General features: G+C 67.0%; 24 protein-coding genes and 1 tRNA gene. 13 read left to right on the forward strand and 12 right to left on the reverse strand.

Annotated features, from left to right (window positions below):
* Positions 1-8: 8 nt before the first annotated feature.
* The 4 genes from KBY66_RS05740 to KBY66_RS05755 are packed head-to-tail and all read right to left on the reverse strand — an operon-like array spanning position 9 to position 4,554.
* Positions 9-1,613 (reverse strand): PhnE/PtxC family ABC transporter permease, encoded by a 1,605-nt coding sequence (locus tag KBY66_RS05740; RefSeq protein ID WP_255088277.1) that lies wholly within the window; start codon positions 1,611-1,613, stop codon positions 9-11.
* On the reverse strand, positions 1,610-2,392 hold the full coding sequence (locus KBY66_RS05745; RefSeq protein ID WP_255088279.1) for an ATP-binding cassette domain-containing protein: 783 nt from the start codon (positions 2,390-2,392) through the stop codon (positions 1,610-1,612). Before KBY66_RS05745 ends, KBY66_RS05740 begins: the two co-directional genes overlap by 4 nt.
* Positions 2,393-2,395: 3 nt before the next feature.
* Positions 2,396-3,361, reverse strand: a complete 966-nt coding sequence (locus KBY66_RS05750; protein WP_255088281.1) for a putative selenate ABC transporter substrate-binding protein — start codon at positions 3,359-3,361, stop codon at positions 2,396-2,398.
* 14 nt (positions 3,362-3,375) lie between these two features.
* Complete coding sequence (locus KBY66_RS05755) at positions 3,376-4,554, reverse strand: pyridoxal phosphate-dependent aminotransferase (RefSeq protein WP_255088282.1); 1,179 nt, start codon at positions 4,552-4,554, stop codon at positions 3,376-3,378.
* A 182-nt stretch (positions 4,555-4,736) separates the two neighbouring features.
* Here KBY66_RS05755 and KBY66_RS05760 point away from each other — a divergent pair, with 182 nt between their 5' ends.
* From KBY66_RS05760 to KBY66_RS05770, 3 genes are all read left to right on the forward strand, one after another.
* Positions 4,737-5,321, forward strand: a complete 585-nt coding sequence (locus tag KBY66_RS05760) for a uracil-DNA glycosylase family protein (protein WP_255088316.1) — start codon at positions 4,737-4,739, stop codon at positions 5,319-5,321.
* A gap of 65 nt (positions 5,322-5,386) precedes the next feature.
* Positions 5,387-6,631: a (E)-4-hydroxy-3-methylbut-2-enyl-diphosphate synthase gene (ispG, locus tag KBY66_RS05765; RefSeq protein ID WP_255088283.1), complete on the forward strand. Its 1,245-nt coding sequence runs from the start codon at positions 5,387-5,389 to the stop codon at positions 6,629-6,631.
* A 138-nt stretch (positions 6,632-6,769) separates the two neighbouring features.
* The gene (locus KBY66_RS05770) at positions 6,770-8,104 is read left to right on the forward strand and encodes a S41 family peptidase (protein WP_255088284.1); all 1,335 of its coding nucleotides are present in this window, start codon (positions 6,770-6,772) and stop codon (positions 8,102-8,104) included.
* A gap of 13 nt (positions 8,105-8,117) precedes the next feature.
* Here KBY66_RS05770 and KBY66_RS05775 read toward each other — a convergent pair whose 3' ends face one another.
* A complete protein-coding gene (locus KBY66_RS05775; protein ID WP_255088285.1) occupies positions 8,118-8,294 on the reverse strand; it encodes a hypothetical protein in 177 nt (58 codons plus the stop codon).
* Positions 8,295-8,362: 68 nt separating this feature from the next.
* Complete coding sequence (locus tag KBY66_RS05780; RefSeq protein ID WP_255088286.1) at positions 8,363-8,650, reverse strand: SemiSWEET family sugar transporter; 288 nt, start codon at positions 8,648-8,650, stop codon at positions 8,363-8,365.
* Positions 8,651-8,788: 138 nt separating this feature from the next.
* Between KBY66_RS05780 and KBY66_RS05785 the strand changes: the two genes are divergently transcribed.
* The 3 genes from KBY66_RS05785 to KBY66_RS05795 all read left to right on the forward strand — a co-directional run bounded on the left by KBY66_RS05785 (position 8,789) and on the right by KBY66_RS05795 (position 9,779).
* Complete coding sequence (locus tag KBY66_RS05785; RefSeq protein WP_255088287.1) at positions 8,789-9,244, forward strand: hypothetical protein; 456 nt, start codon at positions 8,789-8,791, stop codon at positions 9,242-9,244.
* 143 nt (positions 9,245-9,387) lie between these two features.
* Positions 9,388-9,525: a hypothetical protein gene (locus tag KBY66_RS05790; RefSeq protein ID WP_255088293.1), complete on the forward strand. Its 138-nt coding sequence runs from the start codon at positions 9,388-9,390 to the stop codon at positions 9,523-9,525.
* A gap of 182 nt (positions 9,526-9,707) precedes the next feature.
* A tRNA-Gly gene (locus KBY66_RS05795) sits at positions 9,708-9,779 on the forward strand.
* On the opposite strand, the gene KBY66_RS05800 is transcribed toward KBY66_RS05795, so the two are convergent.
* Positions 9,771-10,325 (reverse strand): GNAT family N-acetyltransferase, encoded by a 555-nt coding sequence (locus KBY66_RS05800; RefSeq protein ID WP_315855485.1) that lies wholly within the window; start codon positions 10,323-10,325, stop codon positions 9,771-9,773. The two genes, KBY66_RS05795 and KBY66_RS05800, sit on opposite strands and share 9 nt — an antisense overlap.
* A 157-nt stretch (positions 10,326-10,482) precedes the next feature.
* Here KBY66_RS05800 and secA point away from each other — a divergent pair, with 157 nt between their 5' ends.
* Positions 10,483-13,323: a preprotein translocase subunit SecA gene (secA, locus tag KBY66_RS05805; protein WP_255088294.1), complete on the forward strand. Its 2,841-nt coding sequence runs from the start codon at positions 10,483-10,485 to the stop codon at positions 13,321-13,323.
* A gap of 4 nt (positions 13,324-13,327) precedes the next feature.
* Here the strand turns inward: secA and cysE are convergent, their stop codons facing one another.
* The 4 genes from cysE to miaA all read right to left on the reverse strand — a co-directional run bounded on the left by cysE (position 13,328) and on the right by miaA (position 16,927).
* Positions 13,328-14,098 carry a serine O-acetyltransferase gene (gene cysE / locus KBY66_RS05810; protein ID WP_399224917.1) on the reverse strand — a complete coding sequence of 257 codons (771 nt, stop codon included), beginning with the start codon at positions 14,096-14,098 and terminating at the stop codon, positions 13,328-13,330.
* A 66-nt stretch (positions 14,099-14,164) separates the two neighbouring features.
* The gene (locus KBY66_RS05815; protein WP_255088320.1) at positions 14,165-15,193 is read right to left on the reverse strand and encodes a GntR family transcriptional regulator; all 1,029 of its coding nucleotides are present in this window, start codon (positions 15,191-15,193) and stop codon (positions 14,165-14,167) included.
* A gap of 106 nt (positions 15,194-15,299) precedes the next feature.
* The gene (infC, locus tag KBY66_RS05820) at positions 15,300-15,962 is read right to left on the reverse strand and encodes a translation initiation factor IF-3 (RefSeq protein ID WP_255088295.1); all 663 of its coding nucleotides are present in this window, start codon (positions 15,960-15,962) and stop codon (positions 15,300-15,302) included.
* A 65-nt stretch (positions 15,963-16,027) separates the two neighbouring features.
* Positions 16,028-16,927 carry a tRNA (adenosine(37)-N6)-dimethylallyltransferase MiaA gene (miaA, locus tag KBY66_RS05825; RefSeq protein ID WP_255088296.1) on the reverse strand — a complete coding sequence of 300 codons (900 nt, stop codon included), beginning with the start codon at positions 16,925-16,927 and terminating at the stop codon, positions 16,028-16,030.
* Positions 16,928-17,156: 229 nt separating this feature from the next.
* Between miaA and gyrB the strand changes: the two genes are divergently transcribed.
* From gyrB to KBY66_RS05845, 4 genes are read left to right on the forward strand one after another with little or no spacing between them, the layout of a single operon-like run.
* Positions 17,157-19,115, forward strand: coding sequence for a DNA topoisomerase (ATP-hydrolyzing) subunit B (gene gyrB / locus KBY66_RS05830; RefSeq protein WP_255088297.1), 1,959 nt, complete (start codon positions 17,157-17,159; stop codon positions 19,113-19,115).
* Positions 19,115-19,423 carry an SH3 domain-containing protein gene (locus KBY66_RS05835; RefSeq protein WP_255088298.1) on the forward strand — a complete coding sequence of 103 codons (309 nt, stop codon included), beginning with the start codon at positions 19,115-19,117 and terminating at the stop codon, positions 19,421-19,423. Before gyrB ends, KBY66_RS05835 begins: the two co-directional genes overlap by 1 nt.
* Positions 19,408-19,788, forward strand: coding sequence for a FluC/FEX family fluoride channel (locus tag KBY66_RS05840; RefSeq protein ID WP_261346835.1), 381 nt, complete (start codon positions 19,408-19,410; stop codon positions 19,786-19,788). The genes KBY66_RS05835 and KBY66_RS05840 overlap by 16 nt, the downstream gene beginning before the upstream one ends.
* A 1-nt stretch (position 19,789) precedes the next feature.
* On the forward strand, positions 19,790-20,218 hold the full coding sequence (locus KBY66_RS05845) for a FluC/FEX family fluoride channel (RefSeq protein WP_255088300.1): 429 nt from the start codon (positions 19,790-19,792) through the stop codon (positions 20,216-20,218).
* Here KBY66_RS05845 and KBY66_RS05850 read toward each other — a convergent pair.
* The gene (locus KBY66_RS05850; RefSeq protein ID WP_255088301.1) at positions 20,184-20,663 is read right to left on the reverse strand and encodes a glutathione peroxidase; all 480 of its coding nucleotides are present in this window, start codon (positions 20,661-20,663) and stop codon (positions 20,184-20,186) included. The genes KBY66_RS05845 and KBY66_RS05850 overlap by 35 nt on opposite strands.
* A 92-nt stretch (positions 20,664-20,755) precedes the next feature.
* On the opposite strand from KBY66_RS05850, the gene mgtE reads away from it, so the two are divergent.
* Positions 20,756-22,165 (forward strand): magnesium transporter, encoded by a 1,410-nt coding sequence (gene mgtE / locus KBY66_RS05855; protein WP_255088302.1) that lies wholly within the window; start codon positions 20,756-20,758, stop codon positions 22,163-22,165.
* Between the two features lie 130 nt (positions 22,166-22,295).
* On the forward strand, positions 22,296-22,884 hold a 589-nt coding region (locus KBY66_RS05860), incomplete at its 3' end, for a sigma-70 family RNA polymerase sigma factor (protein WP_255120065.1).

Below are 22,884 nucleotides of genomic sequence, written 5' to 3' on the forward strand. Positions count from 1 at the left end.
GGAAGGCTTCAGCTCGCCAGCAGCCGGCGGCGGGCGCGGTCGCTGAGATCCTCCCCCACCAGGGTCAAGGCGGCGTAGACGGCCACCAGGGCGAGGAGCTGATCGACGGCAAAGGAGCTGAGCGCTTCGAGCAGCAGCGTTCCGAGCCCGGCAGCCCCCACCAGTCCGACCACCACCGTTTCCCGCAGGATCACATCGGCCCGGTAGGCGCCATAGGCCAGGTAGGAGCGGGCCAGGCCACTGAAGCGGCCATAGAGCAGGGCCAGCCGGGGCCCACAGCCGGCGCAGCGCAGGGCGAGCTCGGCGCCGCCTGCGGCTGGGCCCTCGGCGGCAGAGTCAGCGGCTTCGAGCAGCAGGCGGCCCAGAACACCGAGGTTGTGGAAGGCCAGGGCCAGGGCCGCCGTGACCAGGCCTGGTTTGAGCACGAACAGCAGCAACAGGGCGGTGAGGGGCGGTGGCCACAGCCGCCCCAGGGCCCAGAGCCCCTGCAACAGCAGCCGGCCCCACGGCCAGGGGGCGACGAACAGCAGCAGCAGCGGTGCTCCCCCCACCGCCAGAGCGGCGGCCAGCAGGGTCAGCAGCACGGTGGTCCCCACCATCGACCCCCAGGGCAGGGCCAGCACCACCGGCCAGTTGGGCAGAAACGGCGGCAGCGCCTGCCACACCAGCAGCGACGCCGGGTTCACCCCCAGGGCCCGCGCCACCAGCACCAGCACCGGCAGCAAGGCCAGCAGGGCCAGCAGCAGTTCGCGGCCGCTGCGGCCCACGCCGCGGGCGTCCAGGCCGAAGCGGCCCGGCATGCCCCAGCGCCGGCGCAGCAGGCGCAGCGAGCCCTCCAGCAGAAGCATCACGGCGAGCAGCAGCCACAGGCCGGTCCAAAGTTCGTGGAATTGCAGCGACTGCAGGGTGAGGCGCAGCTCCGTGCCCAGCCCGCCGAGGCCGAACACACCGAGCAGGGTGGCGCTGCGCAGGGCGCACTCTAGGCGGTAGCCGCCATAGCTGAAGGCGCCGGGCAACAGGGCCGGACCGAGGGCGGTGAGCAGGGCGCCGGGGGCGCCGGCCCCGGCGTTGCGCAGGGCGTCGAGGGGGGCGGTCGGCAGGGCATCGAGCAGATCGCCCACCACCCGGGCCACCAGGGCTGCGTAGGGAATGGCGATCGCAAGCACCGCCACGGCCGGCTGCAGGCCCACCAGCTGCAGAAACAGCAGCCCCCAAAGCAGCTCGTGGATCGAGCGGGGCACCGCCAGAAACCGCCGGATCAGCTCGGCTGGCCAGGCCTCTGCAAGCAGGGTCCGCCAGATGGTGCGGGAACTCAGCACCCCCCCCACCAGCCCGAGGGCGAGGCTGAGGGCCCAGCCGAGCAGGGCGATGCCCACGGTCACGCCCAGGCCAGTGAAGGCGGCGCCCAGCAGGACCGGATCGAGCGAGGGGGTGAGCGCCGCGGCGGCGAACTGTCCGATCAGCTCCCAGCCGCCGCCGTGGACCAGGCCGGGCAGCAGCGCCGCCAGGGGCAACAGCACCAGGGCCGGCAGCAGCATCAGCAAAGGCGCGGCAGGCGGCTGAAATGGCCAGGGGCAATGGCCGGGGCGGGGGGCCGTGACCACGGGCGTCATCGAGGCTCGTCCGGCCAGGGCGAAGGCCCGGCGCCGTAGAGCGCCTGGATCAGGGCGGGATCCACGGCGGCGGGGGGAGTATCCAGCACCAGCCGACCGGCCCTGAGCGCCAGCACCCGGTCGAAGCCACCAACCAGATCCGGACGGTGCAGGCTGAGCAGCAGGGCGCGGGGGGCCGTGGCCTGGCGCAGCAGCAGGGCCAGAAGCTCCGCCGCCAGGCGCGGATCGAGGTGGGCCAGGGGTTCATCGGCCAGCAGCAGGGTGGGCTGCTGGCGCAGAAGCCGGGCGATGGCCAGGCGCTGGCGCTGACCACCGGAGAGGGCCGTGACGGATTGGGGCAGCAGGGCCGGATCCAGATCCACCTCCCGCAGCACGGCGCTGTTGGCGGCTGTGTCGAGGGGTTGGAGCAGGTTGAGCAGGGCCTTCGGCCAGCCCCACTCCGCCAGCCGGGCGGCGTTGAGGTTCTGCTGGACGGTGAGCTCCTCGATCAGGCGCAGGTCTTGCCAGAGGGTGCCGATCCGGGCCCGCTGCCGTTGCCGCAGCCGGCGGGAGCGGGCCGGCGGCGCCCCCTCCCACAGCACCGCCCCGCTGGCTGGAGCCACCAGGCCGTTGGCCACGGCCAGCAGGGTGCTCTTGCCGGCCCCGCTGGCCCCGAGCAAGGCCACCCGCTCCCCTGACCGCAACTGCAGGGAAACCCCCGCCAACCGGTCGGCAGCGCGGCCCGGCACCGTGACCTCACGCAGCTCCAGCAGCGGCGTTGGGAGGCCGGAAGGGGGCATGGCTCAGCGGATCTTGCCGATCTCGCGTCCCACCTTCTCGATCGCGTCGTACTGGGCCACAGGCGCCGGAATGAACCGCTTCGCGCCGAACAACTCCAGGATGTCGGCCTGCTTGGGGTTGTTGGCGCGCAGGTTCAAAAAACTGCCCTGGAGTTTGGCGGTGAAGCCCTTGCCGAAGCGCTGGTCGAGATCGGGCTGGGCCAGCCAGTGGTAATTGGGGTAGCCAGGGGTGCGCCAGATCACGATCACCTTCCTGGGGTCTGTCTTGCCGGAGAGCAGGCTGCTTTGCCAAACCTCCTCGTTCACCACGCCGGCCTGGTAGGCCCCACTCTGCACCAGGGCGATCGTGGCGTCGTGGCTGCTGCTGAAGCCGGGGGCGCCGCCGGCGAAATCCTGCAGCGTCACCCCCGCCTGGCCGAGGAAGTACTGGGGCATCAGCCGGCCTGAGGTGGAACTCTCCGAGCCGAAGGTGAAGCGCTTGCCCTTCAGCTCACTCAGGCCCTTCTGGTTGCGGATCGGCTTGAGGCCGCTGACGGTGTTGGCGATGAAGAGGCTGTGGAAGGAGCCGTCGATGTCCCGCTGGGCGATCACCTTGGCGCCGGGCTTCTGCAGTCGGGCCTGCACGCCGGTGAGGGCGCCGAACCAGACCAGATCGAGATCACCGCGGCGGAAGGCGCTCACGGCGGCGGTGTAGTCGGTCACCGGCACGTACTTCACCGGCACGCCCAGGCTGCGGCTGAGCTCGTTCGCCAGCAGGGGGTAGAGGCGGTTGAGGGTTTCCGGTTTCTGATCGGGAATGGCGCTGATCCGCAACAGCTTCTGCTGGGCTTCAGCTCCAGGGATCAGGGGCGCAGCACCGGGTTGGGAGGGGGGCAAGACCGCCGGAAACAGGGCCAGGGCCAGGCCAGCCAGCACGGCGGTCGAACGTTCTCGGAGCCGCAGTAGAGGGCGGCGAAAAAGAGAGGACATCAGAGGTGGGGGGGTCAGAGGCTGGCCAGGAAGCGCTCAAGGCGCGCCAGGCCATCCAGAATCGTGGCGGGTGAGGCTGCACAGGAGAGCCGGATGCAGCGGTCGTCACCGAAGGCCACTCCTGGCACCACCGCCAGACCCTCCCGCTCCAGCAGCTGGTTGCAAAAGCGCATCGAATCCAGCCCGTAGCTGCTCACATCCGGGAAGGCGTAGAACGCCCCCTGGGGCGGCTGCAAGGCGATATCCGGCAGGGCCCGCAGCCCGTCGCTGAGCAGGGTGCGGCGCTGGTTGAACTGCTCGGCCATCTCCCGCACGCAATCCCGCGGACCTTCGATGGCGGCCAGGGCGCCGTACTGGGCGAAGGTGCAGACGTTGCTGGTGCTCTGGCTCTGCAGGGCGCTGGCGGCGGCGATCACCTCGCGGGCCCCGGCCAGGTAGCCCAGCCGCCAGCCGGTCATCGCCCAGCCCTTGGCAAAGCCGTTCACCACAAACACCCGGTGCTGCAGGTCGGGGGCGATCGCCGCGAAGCTGTGGTGCTGGTGACCGGGGGCCAGCAGGAACTCGTAGATCTCGTCGCAGACCACCGCCACTTGGGGATGGCGCCGCAGCACCGCCGCGAACCCCTCCAGTTCCCCCCGGCTCAGCACCAGGCCGGTGGGGTTGGAAGGGCTGTTGAGCACCAGCAGCTTGCTGGCCGGCGTGATCGCGGCCTCCAGCTGCTCCGGGCGCAGCCGGAACCCTTCCGAGGCCAGGCTCGGCAGCACCCGCACCGTGGCACCGGCCAGCTGGGCCATCTCCGGATAGCTCAGCCAGTAGGGGGCCGGAAGCAGCAGCTCATCGCCCTGCCCCAGCAGCACCTGGAAGAGGTTGTAGAGCGCCTGTTTGCCGCCGTTGGTGACCAGCACCTGCTCGGCGGTGGTGGGGATGCCATTCTCGGCGCTGAGCTTGGTGGCGAGCGCCTGGCGCAGGGCCGGCTCGCCGGCAACGGGGCCGTAGCGGGTTGCACCCCTGGCCAGGGCTTCGCAGACGGCCTCGCGGATGAAGGCGGGGGTGTCGAAATCGGGCTCGCCGGCACTGAGGCCACAGATGTCGTGACCATCGGCCCTGAGCTGGCGGGCGCGGGCGGAGATGGCGAGGGTGAGCGAGGGTTGCAGCGCCAGGGCCCGATCCGAGAGGTTCAACGGGCGGGGCATCAGCATGGTCGCAGCGTTCGACCGCAACATGGGCGGCGGCGTTCCGGCAGTGGAGCGCGTGAAAAGAAGAGGTCATCCTGCCTGACGCCCATCTGGCTCCATAGGATCCCTTTTTCCGGCTCCGACCGATCGAACCCGGATCCCCACCCCCCGCGCAGCCCAGCCTGTTCGCCGCCCCCGGCCTGCCGGTCAGCGAAGGGCTGCGGCAGCTGCATGGCGCCTGTGACGCTTGCCGCCGCTGCGGTCTTGGCGCAACACGCCATCAGGTGGTGGTGAGCCGCGGCAACCCCGCCGCCCGGTTGATGGTGGTCGGCGAGGGCCCCGGTGCCCAGGAGGATGCCAGCGGTTTCCCCTTCGTGGGCCGGGCCGGCCAGCTGCTGGATCAGATGATGGCCAGCGTATCGATTGACACCAATCGTGATGCCTACATCTGCAATGTGGTGAAGTGCCGCCCGCCGGAGAATCGCAAACCCACCGCCAAGGAGATGGCGGCCTGTCTGCCCTGGCTCCTGGAGCAGGTGGAGCTGGTGCAGCCCGAAGTGATCCTGCTGGCCGGAGCCACGGCGGTGGAAGGGGTGCTGGGGATCAGGGGAGGCATCACCAGGCTGCGGGGCCAGTGGCAGCAATGGCAGGGGCGCTGGTGCCTGCCGATCTTTCATCCCTCCTATCTGCTGCGCAATCCTTCGCGGCAAACCGGCAGCCCGAAGTGGCACACCTGGCAGGATCTAAAGGAGGTGAAGAGGCGGCTCGATCAACCAGGGGGTTGACGCTCCGCCCTTCGCCGGTTCCCCGGCCGCTGTGACAGGCTTTGGCCAACACCGGCCCACCCGCGATGACCGGCACCCTCGCCCGCCCCGACACCAGCCTGCCGGGCCTCCCCGCCGACTGGGCCAGCAACCCCCGCTACGACACCTTGATTCGCCGCCGTCAGACCCGCAGCGTGCGGGTGGGCGACGTGTGGATCGGCAGCGAACACCCGGTGGTGGTGCAGTCGATGATCAACGAGGACACCCTCGACATCGCCGGCGCCACCGCCGGCATTCGCCGCCTCCATGAGGCGGGTTGCGAGATCGTGCGGCTCACGGTGCCGAGCCTGGGCCATGCCCGGGCGGTGGGGGAGATCCGCAAGCGTCTTGAAGACAGCTACAAACCGGTGCCCCTGGTGGCGGACGTGCACCACAACGGCATGAAGATCGCCCTGGAGGTGGCCCAGCACGTCGACAAGGTGCGCATCAATCCCGGCCTCTATGTGTTCGACAAGCCCGATCCGAACCGCACCGAATTCAGCCCCGAGGAAGTGGCGGCGATCGGCGCGCGCATCCAGGCCACCCTGGAGCCCCTGGTGAGCCTGCTCAAAGACCAGGACAAAGGGCTGCGTATCGGCGTCAACCACGGCTCCCTGGCCGAACGGATGCTGTTCACCTACGGCGACACGCCGCTGGGCATGGTGGAGAGCGCCCTGGAGTTCATCCGCATCTGCGACCGCCTCGACTTCCACAACATCGTGGTGTCGATGAAGGCCTCGCGGGCGCCGGTGATGCTGGCGGCCTACCGGATGATGGCCGACCGCATGGACGCCGAGGGGTTCCCCTACCCCCTGCACCTGGGGGTCACCGAGGCTGGCGATGGCGATTACGGCCGCATCAAGAGCACCGCCGGCATCGCCACCCTGCTGGCAGAGGGCCTGGGCGACACGATCCGCGTCTCGCTCACCGAAGCGCCGGAGAAGGAGATCCCGGTTTGCTACTCGATCCTGCAGGCCCTGGGGCTCAGGAAAACGATGGTGGAGTACGTGGCCTGCCCCAGCTGCGGCCGCACCCTGTTCAACCTGGAGGAGGTGCTGCACGTGGTGCGCAACGCCACGGCCCACCTCACCGGCCTCGACATCGCCGTGATGGGCTGCATCGTCAACGGCCCCGGCGAGATGGCCGACGCCGACTACGGCTACGTGGGCAAGACCCCCGGCACCATCTCGCTGTATCGGGGCCGCGACGAGATCCGGCGGGTGCCGGAGGCGGAAGGGGTGGAGGCCCTGATCGCCCTGATCAAGGAGGACGGCCGCTGGGTGGATCCCTGAAGCGAAGGTCAGTCCCCTCAGTCAGTCCTCTCTGTCAGTCACATGTGGACGTGGCTGTGAACGGTCTTCTCCCCCTGCTTCGGCCAGGTGAGCGGGCTAACTTGAAGGCTCAGTCCTCGGCGCTCGGAGTTTTCCCCAATGGCCAATGGTCGCACCAGCCTGCTTGTGTTGGCCGGGGTTGGCGCCTGCACGGCTGCGGCAGTGGTCGGGAGCGAATTGTTCATGGCGCCGAGTTCCGCCTCCCTGATCACCGACAGCCCCAAGGAGGTGATGGACCAGGCCTGGCAGATCGTCTTCCGCGACTATCTCGACACCACCGGCAAGTACACCCCGGAGCAGTGGCGCAAACTCCGGCGTGATCTGCTCGCCAAGAGTTACGGCAACACCAAGGAAAGCTACGAGGCGATCAGGGGGATGCTCGGCACCCTCGATGATCCCTACACCCGCTTCATGGACCCGCGGGAGTTCAAGGAGATGCAGATCGACACTTCCGGGGAACTCTCCGGGGTGGGCATCCAGCTGAGCCTCGACAAGGACAGCAAGGAACTGGTGGTGGTGTCACCGATCGACGGATCGCCCGCCTCCCTGGCCGGCGTGCAGCCGAAGGATGTGATCGTCTCGATCGACGGCAAGAGCACGAAGGGCATGACCACCGAAGACGCGGTCAAGCTGATCCGTGGCCAGGCCGGCACCTCGGTGATCCTGGAGATGCGCCGCAAGAGCCAGGTGCTAACGGTGCCGCTCACCCGCGAGCGGATCGAGCTCCACGCCGTGGAACACCAGATCAACACCAGCCCGGAAGGCGTGAAGGTGGGCTACATCCGCCTCAAGCAATTCAACGCCAACGCCTCGAAGGACATGCGCGCGGCCCTCAAGGACCTGGAGGCCAAGGGGGTGCAGGGGTATGTGCTCGACCTGCGCAGCAATCCCGGTGGTCTGCTGGTGGCCAGCGTGGAGATCGCGCGGCAGTGGCTCGATGAGGGGGTGATCGTGTCCACCCGCACCCGCGACGGCATCCAGGACATCAAGCGCGCCAATGGTCGGGCGCTCACCAAGGCCCCGGTGGTGATCCTGGTCAACGAGGGGTCGGCCAGTGCCAGCGAGATTCTCTCCGGCGCCCTGCAGGACAACAAGCGCGGGCTGCTGGTGGGCCAGAAGACCTTCGGCAAGGGGCTGGTGCAGTCGGTGCGGGGGCTCTCCGATGGCTCAGGCATGACGGTGACGATCGCCAAGTACCTAACCCCGAGCGGCCGGGACATCCACAAGCACGGCATCTCCCCCGATGTTGCCGTGAAGCTGAGCGAGAAGGAGATTCAGAACCTCAAGCTCGAAGACATCGGCACCCGCAAGGACGGCCAATACAAGGAGGCCGAAAACACCCTGGTCAAGCAGCTTCGCAACATCAGCAAGGGCCCCACCAAGCACTACAACCCCACTAGCGCCAACCTGCCGGCGGCCCTCAGCAAGCCCTGAGGCTTCAGGCGGCTCAGCTGACCGGCTGCATCAAGCCGCCGCCTGGGTTGGAGTCGTCATCGTCGTTCTCCTGTTCGGACTGGAAGAGGGAGAAGAGACCAAGGGCCAGCAGACTCACCAGGACCGAGGCCAGCTCCACGCCCCCCTGGATTCCTGACGACGCGCCACCCACTCCGATCAGTTCGCCCATGGACATCAGCCTGTTCCGTCACTGTAACGATTTTTTGCGCTGATGCGGGACCGGCTCACCGGAGCATCTCACCAGAGGCGGTCGCGACCACGGCGCAGCGCCTGAATCTTCCGCTCCAGCACCACCAGCGCCGGGATCAGGGTGAGGGCGTTGGCAGCAATCAAAGGCCCATCCCCGGTGAGCAGCCCGTAGATCCCCCAGCCGGTGATCCCCGCCGTGAACAGCAGGTACATGCGCAGGGAGATGCCGCGGGTGTCGCCGCTGCGGACCGTCTTGATCGCCTGGGGGAAAAAGCTCAAGGTGGTGAGCGTGGCGGCGGCGTAGCCGAGGAGCGTCACCGGCAGGGGGTGGGACATGGCGGAATCGACGCACGCGGAAGGGGGCTCATGGAATCTTGAAGCCCACCAGGGATAGGCCCGGATCATCGGATCACGAATCGGATGGGTTGCCGGTCTTCACTCCTAGGTTGAGACCGGTCGTCGGACGCTGCCGTCATGCAGCCCATCAAGGATCTCTTGCGGGACACCACAGCCCGTTATGCGGAGCGAAGCGAACGGCGCAGCCGGACGCTGCGAGTGATCGAAGAGCAGGGGGTGCTGGCCGCCAACGATCCCGAGCTGGTGGCGCAGCGGCTGGACCGTCTCCATACCGACCGGCAGCTCGTGGAGCAGCTGAAAGACATGAGCCGCAGCTTCAGCCCCACAGGTCCGGGGGTGGCCCCCCGCGATTTTCCTCGCTCGCTGGAGCGGGGGATGCAGGTGGCGCGGGCCGTGGCTCGGGTGCAGATCCGTGATGGGCAGGGCCGCGCCGCGGGCTACGGCATACGGCACCGGCTTTCTGATTTCGCCCCGGCTGTTTCTCACCAACAACCTCGTGCTGGCCACGGCAGCCAGCGCCGCTGCCAGCCAGGCCGAGTTCAACTTCCAGGAAAGCGCCGGCGGGGAGGATGAAGCCCAGCCAGGTGTTCCCCTTCGCACTGGAGGAGTTCTTTCTCTCAGACCTGGAGCGAGATTAAAGAAAACCCTCGTGGCCCTGAGGCAGGAATCGCTGCCGAGAACGCAACGGGGTACAGATCCTGGCCACCCTCCGCAGCATGGGGCTCAACACCATGCGGCTGGCAGGCATGGACTCGATCGCCAACGGCATGGCCGCTGTCGCCCACGACATCAGGTACCTGCTCGAACATCTGGGCTGGAGCAGCGCAGAAGGACCCAAACCGGCAGCCTTGTGAGACTTCTGATAAACCCTGGGGGTGGACCTTCTAGGTGCATCCTCTTCAGCAGTCGCCACGAAGCTTCTGTGGTCGGCTTTTAGCTCGACGACCCTGCCTGTCTCATCGGCTACCACTACGCATGATTGACCCCGGGGCCCGCAATGATGCAGGATCCTTGTTGGACTGACGCGGTCCACCCCGCGGATGTAGCTCAGTGGTAGAGCATCTCCTTGCCAAGGAGAGGGTCGAGAGTTCGAATCTCTTCATCCGCTTGAACAACCCGAGATCGCCTGCCACAGAAGCAGTTCCTGGGTCTCGGACCTTTGGAAGCCCAGTTGCTGGTAGAAGCCTGAGCCGTTAGAGGTCATCAGGTACACCCGTTCCACCCCGGCCAGGCCAGGGCTTTTGAGCAGAGCTGCCACGATTCTCCTGCCGACCCCCTGGCCCTGGTGGTCATTGGCCACCACCACATCCCACAGCACGGCGCGGTAGACACCGTCGCTGGTGGCTCGGCCGAATCCGACCAGCTGCCGTTCCCGCCAGGCGCTGACCACCGCCTGGCTGCCGCTCAGCATCCGCCCCAGTTGGGACCGTTCGCGCCCCTGGGCCCAGAAGCTGTGCTGGTCCAGCAGCCGCTGCAGTTGACCCAGCCCCAGCAGACGCAGGCCCGGGGCTCCCGGACGGTGGCGGACGATCCGCAGCGGAGCGCCCACGTTGTCCCCTTTCTGTTCCTGGGGCCCTGATCGCTGAGCAACCGTCTCAACGGCCCGCAGCGTGGCGGCCTCGACGGCTGGAACCAGCTGGTCTTTGAGGTTCATGCCCATGGGCGCTGGCCTGATTCTGGTCCGAGAGGACCCATCAATTCACCTTAACTGCACGTCATTGTTTCGATGAAACCCCTTGGCCCACCTTGTTTCTTGGCGGTCAGGCGCGAGTCGGCGGTGATAGGGTGAAGCCAAATGGGCGGCCGTTTCCATGCTCAAATTCCTGCTGGGCGACCCCAACGCCCGCAAGCTGAAGCGGTACCAGCCCCTGGTGTCGGACATCAACCTGCTGGAGGAGGAGATCGCCCCCTTCAGTGACGACCAGTTGCGCGGCAAGACCGGCGAGTTCAAGGAGCGGCTCCAGAAGGCCGAGAATCCTGCCCGGCAGCGGCAACTGCTCGATGCCATGCTTCCCGAGGCCTTCGCCGTGGTGCGCGAGGCCGGCAAGCGGGTGCTGGGCATGCGCCACTTCGACGTGCAGCTGATCGGTGCCATGGTGCTGCATGAAGGCCAGATCGCCGAGATGAAGACGGGCGAGGGCAAAACCCTCGTGGCCACCCTGCCGGCCTACCTCAACGCCCTGACCGGCGCCGGGGTTCACGTGGTGACGGTGAACGACTACCTGGCCCGCCGCGACGCGGAGTGGATGGGCCAGGTGCATCGCTTCCTCGGCCTTTCGGTGGGGCTGATCCAGCAGGACATGCCCCCATTTGAGCGTCGCCGCAACTACGGCTGTGACATCACCTATGCCACCAACAGCGAGCTCGGGTTCGACTACCTGCGCGACAACATGGCTAATGACATCGAGGAGGTGGTTCAGAGAAACTTCAACTACTGCATCATCGATGAAGTTGATTCGATCCTGGTCGATGAGGCCCGAACGCCCCTGATCATCTCCGGCCAGATCGAGCGCCCCCAGGAGAAGTACCGCCGCGCGGCCGACATCGCCGAGCAACTGCTGCGAGCCGAGGGAACCGCCAAGGATGGGATAGATCCGGAGGGGGACTACGAGGTGGATGAGAAGCAGCGCAACGTCACCCTCACCGACGAGGGCTACGCCAAGGCCGAGCAGTTGCTGGGGGTGGAGGATCTGTTTGATCCCGCCGATCCCTGGGCCCATTACATCACCAATGCGCTCAAGGCCAAATCCCTGTTCATCAAGGATGTGAACTACATCGTGCGGGGCGAAGACGCCGTGATCGTCGATGAGTTCACCGGCCGGGTGATGCCGGGGCGCCGCTGGAGCGATGGCCAGCACCAGGCGATTGAGGCGAAGGAGAACCTTGCGATTCAGCCCGAAACCCAGACCCTGGCCAGCATCACCTACCAGAACTTCTTCCTGCTCTACCCCCGTCTGGCCGGCATGACCGGCACCGCTAAAACCGAGGAGGTGGAATTCGAGAAAACCTACAAACTCGAAGTCACGGTGGTGCCCACCAACCGGCAGCGCTCCCGTCACGACCTCGTCGATCAGGTGTACAAGAACGAAGCCGCCAAGTGGCGTGCCGTTGCCGCTGAGACGGCCGAGATTCACCGGGCCGGCCGGCCAGTGCTGGTGGGCACCACCAGCGTCGAGAAATCGGAGTTGCTCAGCGCCCTACTGGCCGAGCAGGCGGTTCCCCACAATCTTTTGAACGCCAAGCCGGAGAACGTCGAGCGGGAAGCCGAGATCGTCGCCCAGGCCGGCCGGGCGGGGGCCGTCACGATCGCCACCAACATGGCCGGCCGCGGCACCGACATCATCCTCGGTGGTAACAGCGATTACATGGCCCGGCTCAAGCTGCGGGAGGTGCTGCTGCCCCTGCTGGTGCGTCCCGAGGAGGGCCATCGCCCGCCGGTTCCGCTGCCGCGGGAGGCCACGGGCAGTGGCTTTGGCCCCAAGACCGCCGCTCAGCCCCATGCCCCCAGTGAGGCCCGCGCCATCGGCGCCCTCTTCCCCTGCGCCCTCACCGACGCCACTGAGCAGTCGTTGGTGGAGCTGGCCCGGGAGCTGGTCAAGGCCTGGGGTGACCGGGCCCTTTCGGTGCTGGAACTCGAAGACCGCATCGCCCAAGCGGCCGAGAAGGCCCCCACCGACGATGCCCACATCCAGAACCTGCGCCGCATGATCGCCAGGGTGCGCGGCGAGTACGACGCGGTGGTGAAACAGGAGGAGGAGCGGGTGCGGCAGGCCGGCGGCCTGCACGTGGTCGGCACCGAGCGCCACGAATCGCGCCGGGTCGACAACCAGCTGCGCGGCCGCTCCGGCCGCCAGGGGGATCCGGGCAGCACCCGTTTCTTCCTCTCCCTGGAGGACAACCTGCTGCGCATCTTCGGCGGCGAACGGGTGGCCGGGCTGATGAACGCCTTCCGGGTTGAGGAGGACATGCCGATTGAATCGGGCATGCTCACTCGCTCCCTCGAAGGGGCTCAGAAGAAAGTCGAAACGTACTACTACGACATCCGCAAGCAGGTGTTCGAGTACGACGAGGTGATGAACAACCAGCGCCGGGCCGTCTATGCCGAGCGTCGGCGCGTGCTGGAAGGACGGGAACTCAAGCTGCAGGTGATCGGCTACGGGGAGCGCACCATGGATGACATCGTCGAGGCCTACGTCAATCCCGACCTGCCCGCTGAAGAGTGGGACCTGGGCCAGCTCGTGGCCAAGGTGCAGGAGTTCGTCTACCTGCTGGCCGATCTCACTCCCGAGCAGCTGCAAGGGCTGTCGATTGAGGAACTCAAGGCCTTCCTGCGGGAGCAGCTCCGCAACGCGTACGACCTCAAGGAGAGCCAGGTCGAGCAGTCACGCCCCAACCTGATGCGGGAGGCGGAGCGCTTCTTCATCCTCCAGCAGATCGACACCCTCTGGCGCGAACATCTCCAGGCCATGGATGCCCTGCGCGAATCGGTAGGGCTGCGGGGTTACGGCCAGAAGGATCCACTGATCGAATACAAGAACGAGGGGTATGACATGTTCCTTGACATGATGACCTCGATGCGCCGCAACGTGATCTATTCCATGTTCATGTTCCAGCCCCGCATGGAAAGTGCCGAGGCGTTGGCCACCGGCTGAGGCCTCAGCCGCTGTTGCTGGAGCGATCCCCCAGGAACTCCAGAATCTCGCGATCCTTGAGGTTCTGGGCCTTGGCACCGCAGCCCTCCAGCAAGGGCCGTCCCGCCGCCACGTCCCGCAGGCACTGCTGCAGCTGGGCCAGCTCGTTCTCCAGCACGTCGATCCGCTCCATCAGGTTGCGAATCACCCGGGCCTCCGCGTCGGGCAGGGCCGAGTGGGCCAGTGGATCGATGCGAACCCCTGACTGATGCACCACCCGGCCCGGGATCCCCACGACCGTGCTGTCGGGTTGCACATCGCGCAGCACCACGGAGCCCGCCCCGATGCGGGTGTTCGAGCCCACGGTGATGGCGCCGAGCACATTGGCGCCGGCGCCCACCACCACGTTCTCCCCCAGGGTGGGATGGCGCTTGCCGTGCACCTTGCCCGTCCCCCCCAGGGTGACCCCCTGATAGAGCAGGCAACGATCGCCGATCTCGGAGGTTTCCCCGATCACCACCCCCATGCCGTGGTCGATGAACACGCCGTGGCCGATCCGGGCGCCCGGATGGATCTCCACCCCCGTCAGCGACCGTCCCAGCTGGGAAAGCAGCCGGGGCAGCAGGGGGATCCCCCAGCGCCACAGCCGGTGGCTGAAGCGATGCAGCACCAGGGCGTGGAAGCCCGGGTAACAGAGAAGGATTTCGAGAGTGCTGCGGGCGGCAGGGTCGCGTTCCTTGATGATCCGCAGGTCCGCCGCCACGGTGCTCAGCAGGTGCCGGAACGAGGGACCCAAGGTGGATAGGAACAGTGGGGACAGGAAAGACGTGGAGCCGCCGGCCCGGAGCCCTGATGGCGGAGCTCAGCCCGCCTGGGCCGCTTGTGGATCAAGCAAGCCATCCGGTGGGTCGGTCAGGCCGATCTCCTTGCGCAGCAGATTGATGGTGGAGGCGCCGAGGTAGCTCTGGGCGCAATGAACCTGGGGCAGGCGCATCAGCTGGGCCCGATTCTGGCGCAGGGTCTGCTCCACCAGCGGCAGGCTCGGTCGGTCGCAGAGCACGTGGCTGGCGGCGCGCAGCAGGGCCAGCAGGCGGCTGCCCACATCCGGGTTGGCCGTCATCACCAGCAGCTCGTTGCCACGCATGCTGTGCAGGATCACCTCGGCGGCCCGCAGGATGCCGGGGCTGATGCTCACCAGGCCGACGCAGCTGCCGGTGCGCAGTTCCTTGAGCAGATCCAGCTCATGGCGGAAGTCGTTGAGGTCGACAGCCACGGCCCGGATGCCATAGCGCTGGGCAAGCTCCTCGACCGGCTGCAGGAAGTACCGGCTGGTGACCACCGTGCCGTTGCTGGAACTCTCCAGCACCGCTTCGAGTTCCTCCAGGGGCACCACTTCCACCGGCACCTCCAGGACCGGCGCCAGCTCCTCGGCGATCAGCAGCGAGGCGCCGATGTCTTCGCGGGGGGTGGAGACCAGCACCCGGGCGCCGCAGCGCAGCCTCCAGTCGATTTCCCGGGTCAGCAGTTCCCGGGCCTGTTGCAGTGTGCAGCCGGCGTTGAGCAGGCCGTCGACGCACTGGCGCACCTCCCGGTCGATGTCCGGGCGCAGGCGGTTGCGCAGGCCGGGCGGCACCTTGATCTCACGCGGCTTCTGCTGGTCGCGCACGTAGATGCCGGAGCCGGCCATGGCCTCCACCACGCCGTCATTCTCGAGTTGGCGGTAGACCTTGCTGATCGTGTTGCGATGCAGGCCGGTCTGCATGGCCAGCTGACGGGTGCTGGGCAAGCGGTGACCGGGCGGGTAGTGACGCGCCGCGATCGCGAAGCAGATCTGGTTGTACAGCTGGGTCGACGCCGGGATGTCGCTTTCCTGCTGGATGTGGAATCGCACGCCGGTGGGGACCTGCAGCTTTGACGCCACCCTACGGAGCTTCGGGCCTGGTGACAATTCCCCCTGTGGCATAGGGGGCTGTGCCGGTTGGCCGGTGGCCCAGCCCTCAGCCCTCGGCCTGGGCGAAGGCCGTGTCAGCGCCGCTGGCCTGACGCACCGGCGAGGGGATCGTGCGCACGGCCTTGGAGGCCAGGGCCGCCGCATCCTTTTCCTTGGTGAGCGGCGTTTTGCGCGGTGTCAGGAACATGATCATGTTGCGTCCTTCCCGTTTGGGATCCTGCTGAATCTCCGCGCTTTCCTCCAGGTCCTTGGCCATCCGGAAGAGGAGCAGTTCAGCTAGGGCGGTGTGCTGAATCTCACGACCCCGGAAGATCACCGTGCACTTGACCTTGTCACCGTCCTTGAGGAAGCGCACGGCCTGGCCGATCCGCACCTGATAGTCGTGGGAGTCGATCTTGTACCGCATCTTCACCTCCTTGACTTCGGTTTGATGCGATTTCTTCTTGGCTTCCTTGGCTTTCTTTTCCTGCTCAAACTTGAACTTGCCGTAATCCATGATCCGGCAGACCGGGGGATCGGCCTTTTCGCTGACCAACACGAGATCCAGCTCCCGGTCTTTTGCCACCTCCAGGGCCTCTTCCCTGGTGATCACCCCGAGCTGGCTGCCGTCGGCATCAACCACCCGGAGCTGGGGGTAGCTGATGCGATCGTTGATGTTCGGGAGCTCTCGAACGGGGGCACGACGGTCGAAACGGGGACGAGGTGGCATTCAGAAAAGCGAGGGGGCGGAGCGGGAGGCCGCAACGGACGTGTCCATAGGGGGCACGCATACCTTCACTCTAGAACGCGCTTGACCGCCTCCAGGGCCTGTTGGAGGGGATCTTCGCCCTCCAGCCAGAGGGGCTGATGCTGACGGCGAAACCAGGTGCGCTGCCGTTTGGCGAACTGACGGGTGCGTTGCTCGGTGAGGCCGATGGCCTCGGGGTGGCTGAGCGTGCCGGCCAGCTGCCGTTTGGCTTCGCCGTAGCCGATCGTCTCGAGCAGGGGCAGGTCGTTGCCGTAGCGGCGCATCAGGCCGGCCGTTTCCTCCACCAACCCCGCGCTGTACAGCAGCCGCGTGCGCTGGGCAATCCGCTCGTGCAGTTTGGCGGGGTCGAGGCCCAGCTCCAGCACCTGCCAGGGGGGGGGCCTTGAGGCCCGTTGGGCGGAGTGGGGGCGACCGGTGGCATAGAGCACCTCCAGGGCCCGCTGGGTTCTCACCGCGTCGGCGGCGGCGATGCGTGCCGCGGCAATCGGGTCGGCCCGGGTGAGCAGTTGGTGGCAGGTGGCCTGGCCCAGGCGGGCGAGCTGGTCGCGCAGGGCTGGTTGGGGCGGCACCGCCGGCGGATCCAGGCCGCGGATCAGAGCTTGTAGGTAGAGTCCACTCCCCCCCACCAGAAAGACCATCCCGCGGCGAGTCTGCTCGGCGGCGATGCAGCTGTGGGCAGCCTGCCGGAAGGCGTGGAGGTTGATCGGTTGATCCGGCGGGCGCAGATCGAGCAATTCGTGGCGCACCCTTGCCTGCTGCAGGGCGGTGGGCTTGGCGGTGCCGATGTCCATGCCCTGATAGAGCTGGCGGGAATCCACCGACAGCACCGCCAGATCGAGGGCCTCGGCGATTCGGATCGCCAGTTCCGTTTTGCCGCTGGCGGTGGGGCCGAGCAGCACGAGCACGGGCAGGGGTGGCTGGGCCATGGGATCGGCGGGCCGGTTGGGCTGGAAGGCTGGGGCGGATCGAGGCAGATGGACCCCCGGCCTGAACAGCCTCTCAGAGGCCCCTGGGAGGCGCTCTGAGCGCGCGGTGTTAAGATCAAACCCTTCGACGGGCCTGGAGCGTTTCTTGAGCCCTCAGAATCACACTCCCCCCACCTCCGATGGATGTCGCCGGTCTGGATCGGGCCGGTTCCCAGCTGTGCCAACCGGAATGAGCGATTCCTCCAAGATCGAGCACGCCTACGGCGCCGAGCAGATCCAGGTCCTGGAGGGTCTGGAGCCGGTGCGCAAGCGGCCGGGCATGTACATCGGCACCACCGGGCCCCGGGGCCTCCACCATCTCGTGTATGAGGTGGTGGACAATTCCGTTGACGAGGCCCTGGCGGGTCATTGCAGCGAAATCTTCGTCCGCCTCTGCGACGACGGCTCGGTCGAGGTCACCGACAACGGCCGGGGCATTCCCACCGACATCCATCCCCGCACCGGCAAATCCGCCCTCGAAACGGTGCTCACCGTGCTGCACGCCGGCGGCAAGTTCGGCAGTGGCGGCTACAAGGTGTCGGGCGGCCTGCACGGGGTGGGGATCTCGGTGGTGAACGCCCTCAGTGAGTGGGTGGAAGTCACCGTGCGCCGCCAGGGACAGGTTCACCGCCAGCGCTTCGAGCGGGGCAATCCGATCGGCATCCTGCGCTCGGAACCGGAGGCCAGCGGCGCCACGGGCACCGCCGTTCGCTTCAAACCCGACAGCGAGATCTTCACCGGCGGCATTGCCTTCGATTACACCACCCTCTCGGGCCGGCTGCGTGAACTGGCCTACCTCAACGGTGGCGTTCGGATCGTCTTCCGGGATGAGCGCGCCCTGGCCCAATCCCCTGAAGGCGAGGCCCACGAGGAGATCTACCACTACGAAGGCGGCATTCGCGAGTATGTGGCCTATATGAATGCGGGCAAGGATCCCCTCCATCCCGACATCATCTACGTCAACAATGAAAAGGATGGCGTTCAGGTGGAAGCCGCCCTGCAATGGTGCGTCGATGCCTACTCCGACAGCATTCTCGGCTTCGCCAACAACATCCGCACCGTGGATGGCGGCACCCACATCGAGGGCCTCAAAACGGTGCTCACCCGCACCCTGAACACCTTTGCCAAGAAGAGGAACAAGCGCAAGGACGCCGATCCCAATCTGGCCGGCGAAAACATCCGGGAAGGCCTCACCGCCGTGCTCTCCGTCAAGGTGCCGGATCCTGAGTTCGAGGGGCAGACCAAAACCAAGCTCGGCAACACCGAAGTGCGCGGCATCGTCGACACGGTGGTAGGGCAATCCCTCGGTGAGTTCCTGGAGTTTCACCCCCAGGTGATCGACCTGATCCTGGAGAAGGCGATTCAGGCTTTCAATGCCGCCGAGGCGGCGCGACGAGCCCGGGAGCTGGTGCGGCGCAAGTCGGTGCTGGAGAGCTCCACCCTGCCCGGCAAGCTGGCCGACTGCAGTTCCAGGGATCCCTCCGAATCGGAGATCTATCTGGTGGAGGGCGATTCCGCTGGCGGCTCCGCCAAGCAGGGCCGTGATCGGCGCTTCCAGGCGATCCTGCCACTGCGCGGGAAAATTCTCAACATCGAGAAAACCGACGACGCCAAGATCTACAAGAACACAGAGATCCAGGCCTTGATCACCGGCCTGGGCCTCGGTATTAAGGGGGAGGAGTTCAACGAGTCCGCACTCCGTTATCACCGCATCGTGATCATGACCGATGCGGATGTGGACGGCGCCCACATCCGTACGCTGCTGCTCACTTTCTTCTATCGCTATCAGAAAACCTTGCTGGAGGGGGGTTACATCTACATCGCCTGTCCGCCCCTCTACAAGGTGGAGAGGGGCAAGAATCACACCTACTGCTACAACGAGCAGGATCTCAAGACAACCCTGCAAGGCTTCGGTGAGAAAGCCAACTACACGATCCAGCGCTTCAAGGGATTGGGCGAGATGATGCCAAAGCAGCTCTGGGAAACCACCATGGATCCCACCACCCGCACCATGAAACGGGTGGAGATCGAGGATGCCGCCGAAGCTGATCGCATCTTCACGATCCTGATGGGTGACAAGGTGGCACCCCGCCGGGAATTCATCGAGCGGCACAGCGCCGAACTCGATTTCGCCCAGCTCGACATTTGATGGACTGGCGCTTGCCCTGGGTGCTGGGTCTCGCCCTGATCGCACCAGCCGCCCTTCCGGCTGGTGGGGGGGAGCGCCGATCGCCGGAATTGCGGCGGCGTCAGAGCCAGGAACCGCTGCTGGCGTCCGGGCCCCTGCTGTTGCGGTGCGCGCCCCAGCACTCCGCCCCTGCCCTGGCCCAGCTCGATGGCAGCGTTCCCTTGCGTCTGCTGCGCACCTGGTGGGAACCTGGCGGTGACCGCTGGCTGCAGGTTCAGCTGCCTGGCCCGGCGGCCGGCCAACCCCGCCGCGGCTGGTTGCCGGGGTGAGGGAGGCCCTGCTTGTGGCGCTTGGCGCCATTCCGGGCGCCTGGCTCAGGCTGCGGCTGATCAACCATTTCGAGCCGATGCTGCCCCGCCGCCACTGGGCCACCTTCGGCGTGAATGTGGTGGCCGCCTTCGCCCTTGGCCTTCTGGTTGGCCTGGATCGCCGGTGTGGCTTGGCGGGCAGTGGTTTGCTGCTGCTGCTGGCCACCGGCTTTCTCGGCAGCCTCAGCACCTTCTCCACCTTGATGGTGGAGCTGCTGCAGGAGCTTCGCTTGGGCCACGGGGCCGAGGCGGGCCTGCTGGCTGGAGGTTCGGTGCTGGCTGGGCTGCTGGCCGTGCAAGTGGGATTGTGGGTGGGGGCGTTCTGAGGTGAGGCGACGCCTGCGCTTCGAGCTCTGGGAGCTGGCCCTAGTGGCCGCCGGAGCCGTGCCAGGTGCCCTGTTGCGCTGGAGGATCGAGGTGCAGCTCGGCCCGCTGCTGGCCAGCGGGGCCGCTGGGGTGGCGGCTGCCAACTTGCTCAGCAACCTGCTGGGTTCCTTTCTGCTTGGCGTCCTAGCTGGGCCGATTCCCTGGCGTGCGCCGCTGCTGTTGCTCGGCGGGATCGGCTTCTGCGGCTCGCTCACCACCTTCAGCTCCTGGATGCTCGATCTGGTGCGGCTGCGGCAGCAGGACCAGATCCAGGGCGCCCTGGCCCTGCTGGTGGCCAGCCTGGTGCTAGGGCTGGCGGCGGCGGCGGCCGGGCTGGCGCTCAGCAGGGCCGGCCTCAGGCCTCCAGGGCCGCCTCGATCGCCGCGGTGAGCTCAGCGCCATCCGGTTCGACGGCGCTCTTGAAGCGGCCCAGCACGGTGCCATCCCGACCCACCAGGAACTTCTCGAAGTTCCACTCCACGTCGCCAGCCGGCTCCACCTGGGTGAGCAGGTCGTAGGGGGCGGTTTTGGTGCCCTTGGCATGCACCTTGTCGAACAGGGTGAAGCTGGCGCCGTAGGTGGTGGAGCAGAACTGCTGGATCTCGCTGAGGCTGCCGGGTTCCTGGGCGCCGAAGTCGTTGCAGGGGAATCCCAGCACCTGCAGCCCCCGGGGGCCGTAGGTGTCCTGCAGGGCCTGAAGCCCGGCGTATTGGCGCGTGAAGCCACAGCGGCTGGCCACGTTGACGATCAGCAGCACCTGGCCACCGAGGTCGCCGAGCCGTTGCTGGGCTCCGGTGGCGCTGGTCACCACCACATCCGACACATTCACCGCCATGGAACCAACTGCAGTCGATCGGACCCTAAACGCTCCGGAGGAAGGCGGTTCTTTCTCCCCATACACTCGGGGGGCTGCGATCCTCCGGGCCGATGAGCGAGGCAACCAGCGCCACCACGGCTAGCAACAGCAGCCTGCAGGTGGCGGAGATCGTGGCCCGCCAGTTGCAGGGCCTGCTGGCCGCAGGCAACTACGACGGCGTCAAACTGCTGCTGGAGCCGGTGCAGCCGGTGGACTGCGCCGAGGCGATCGGCTCTCTGCCCCGCACCCTCCAGGCCCTGGCCTTCCGCCTGCTCGCCAAGGACGAGGCGATCGAGGTGTACGAGTACCTCGACCCCGCCGTGCAGCAGACCCTGCTGGAGCGCCTGCGCTCCGGGGAGGTGCTGGAGCTGGTCGAGGAGATGTCCCCGGATGATCGGGTGCGGCTGTTCGATGAACTGCCGGCCAAGGTGGTGCGGCGGCTGCTGATGGAGCTGAGTCCGGCGGAGCGGCGGATCACGGCCCAGCTGCTCGGCTATGAGTCGGAAACGGCGGGCCGGTTGATGACCACCGAGTTCATCGACCTCAAGGAGTTCCACAGTGCCGCCCAGGCCCTCGACATCGTGCGCCGCCGCGCCCGGGACACCGAGACCGTCTACAGCCTCTATGTCACCGACGGCTCCCGCCACTTGACCGGCATCCTGTCGCTGCGGGACCTGGTCACCGCCGAGCCCGAAGACCGCATCGGCGATGTGATGACCCGGGAGGTGGTCAACGTCACCACCACCACCAACCAGGAGGAGGTGGCCCGGATCATCCAGCGCTACGACTTCCTGGCCGTGCCGGTGGTGGACCGGGAGGAGCGACTGGTGGGGATCGTCACCGTGGATGACGTGATCGACGTGATCCAGCAGGAGGCCACCCGCGACCTCTACGCCGCCGGTGCCGTGCAGGCGGGCGATGAGGACGATTACTTCCAGAGCAACCTGTTCACCGTGGCCCGCCGTCGGGTGGTGTGGCTGCTGGTGCTGCTGGTGGCAAACACCGGCACCTCAGCGGTGATCGCCTCCGAGGAGGGCGTTCTCCAGGAGGTGGTGCGCCTGGCGGCCTTCATCCCGCTGCTGATCGGCACCGGCGGCAACGTCGGCGCCCAGAGCTCCACGGTGGTGATCCGGGGCCTGAGCACCCAGAGGATCCAGTCGCTCGGGCTCTGGCGCACGGTCGGGCGGGAGGCGCTCTCCGGGCTGTTGCTTGGCCTGCTGCTGGTGATCGTGGTGGTGCCCTGGGCCTGGCAGGTGGGTGGGGGGATGCTGGTGGCCACGGCGGCGGGGATCAGCCTGGTGTGCATCACCACCCTGGCGGCCACGGCCGGGGCGTCCCTGCCGTTGCTGTTTCACCGGCTGGGCCTCGATCCGGCCCTGATGTCGGCGCCGTTCATCACAACCGCCACCGACGTGGCCGGGGTGTTCATCTACCTGCAGACCGCCTCCTGGCTGCTCAACCACGGGGGCCTTTCGCCCTGAACCCAGCGCCCTCTCAACCCACCCCCCTCAAGCTTCAGCCTCGCGGGAACCGCCCTGGCAGGTCTTCAGGATTTCGTGGGTTTCCTGAGAGCGCCTTCACACTTCTTTAGGTTAGGCTTCACACACCTGCATGAGCTTCGCTGTGGTTGTCGCTCTAGCTCTCGATCGCCCCCTTGATCCGAAGGCTGTCCCTGGGTCCAGGCCTCTCCAGGCCGTCTCCCGTTCCCTTCCCCCGGTCGATGGGGACCTGGTTCGCTCGTACCTTCGTGACATCGGCCGGGTGCCCCTGCTCAGCCATGAGCAGGAGATCACCCTGGGCCGCCAGGTGCAGGAGCTGATGCGGCTCGAGGAGGCGGAACAGGAGCTGGAGATGCGCGGTGGCAGCAAGCCCAGCTCCGAGCAGTGGGCCGAGTCCCTGGGGCTGAGTCTGCCGCTGCTGAAGCGCAAGCTGATCAACGGCCGCCGCGCCAAGGAGCGCATGGTGGCCGCCAACCTGCGCCTGGTGGTGAGCGTGGCCAAGAAGTACACCAAGCGGAACATGGAACTGCTGGACCTGATCCAGGAGGGCACGATCGGCCTGGTGCGGGGGGTAGAGAAGTTCGATCCCACCCGCGGTTACAAGTTCTCCACCTACGCCTACTGGTGGATCCGCCAGGGGATCACCCGGGCGATCGCCGAGAAGAGCCGCACGATCCGGCTGCCGATCCACATCACCGAAA

It is taken from the genome of Synechococcus sp. Tobar12-5m-g (assembly GCF_024345415.1).
GTDB lineage: Bacteria > Cyanobacteriota > Cyanobacteriia > PCC-6307 > Cyanobiaceae > Regnicoccus.

What these genes read in the sequence shown, in the direction of transcription:
- KBY66_RS05740 (WP_255088277.1), bottom strand. Translation starts at nt 1,613, where the DNA reads ATGACGCCCGTGGTCACGGCCCCCCGCCCCGGCCATTGCCCCTGGCCA.
- KBY66_RS05745 (WP_255088279.1), bottom strand. Translation starts at nt 2,392, where the DNA reads ATGCCCCCTTCCGGCCTCCCAACGCCGCTGCTGGAGCTGCGTGAGGTC.
- KBY66_RS05750 (WP_255088281.1), bottom strand. Translation starts at nt 3,361, where the DNA reads ATGTCCTCTCTTTTTCGCCGCCCTCTACTGCGGCTCCGAGAACGTTCG.
- KBY66_RS05755 (WP_255088282.1), bottom strand. Translation starts at nt 4,554, where the DNA reads ATGCCCCGCCCGTTGAACCTCTCGGATCGGGCCCTGGCGCTGCAACCC.
- ispG (WP_255088283.1), top strand. Translation starts at nt 5,387, where the DNA reads ATGACCGGCACCCTCGCCCGCCCCGACACCAGCCTGCCGGGCCTCCCC.
- KBY66_RS05770 (WP_255088284.1), top strand. Translation starts at nt 6,770, where the DNA reads ATGGCCAATGGTCGCACCAGCCTGCTTGTGTTGGCCGGGGTTGGCGCC.
- KBY66_RS05775 (WP_255088285.1), bottom strand. Translation starts at nt 8,294, where the DNA reads ATGGGCGAACTGATCGGAGTGGGTGGCGCGTCGTCAGGAATCCAGGGG.
- KBY66_RS05780 (WP_255088286.1), bottom strand. Translation starts at nt 8,650, where the DNA reads ATGTCCCACCCCCTGCCGGTGACGCTCCTCGGCTACGCCGCCGCCACG.
- KBY66_RS05785 (WP_255088287.1), top strand. Translation starts at nt 8,789, where the DNA reads ATGCAGCCCATCAAGGATCTCTTGCGGGACACCACAGCCCGTTATGCG.
- KBY66_RS05790 (WP_255088293.1), top strand. Translation starts at nt 9,388, where the DNA reads ATGGGGCTCAACACCATGCGGCTGGCAGGCATGGACTCGATCGCCAAC.
- KBY66_RS05800 (WP_315855485.1), bottom strand. Translation starts at nt 10,325, where the DNA reads ATGAACCTCAAAGACCAGCTGGTTCCAGCCGTCGAGGCCGCCACGCTG.
- secA (WP_255088294.1), top strand. Translation starts at nt 10,483, where the DNA reads ATGCTCAAATTCCTGCTGGGCGACCCCAACGCCCGCAAGCTGAAGCGG.
- infC (WP_255088295.1), bottom strand. Translation starts at nt 15,962, where the DNA reads ATGCCACCTCGTCCCCGTTTCGACCGTCGTGCCCCCGTTCGAGAGCTC.
- miaA (WP_255088296.1), bottom strand. Translation starts at nt 16,927, where the DNA reads ATGGCCCAGCCACCCCTGCCCGTGCTCGTGCTGCTCGGCCCCACCGCC.
- gyrB (WP_255088297.1), top strand. Translation starts at nt 17,157, where the DNA reads ATGAGCGATTCCTCCAAGATCGAGCACGCCTACGGCGCCGAGCAGATC.
- KBY66_RS05835 (WP_255088298.1), top strand. Translation starts at nt 19,115, where the DNA reads ATGGACTGGCGCTTGCCCTGGGTGCTGGGTCTCGCCCTGATCGCACCA.
- KBY66_RS05850 (WP_255088301.1), bottom strand. Translation starts at nt 20,663, where the DNA reads ATGGCGGTGAATGTGTCGGATGTGGTGGTGACCAGCGCCACCGGAGCC.
- mgtE (WP_255088302.1), top strand. Translation starts at nt 20,756, where the DNA reads ATGAGCGAGGCAACCAGCGCCACCACGGCTAGCAACAGCAGCCTGCAG.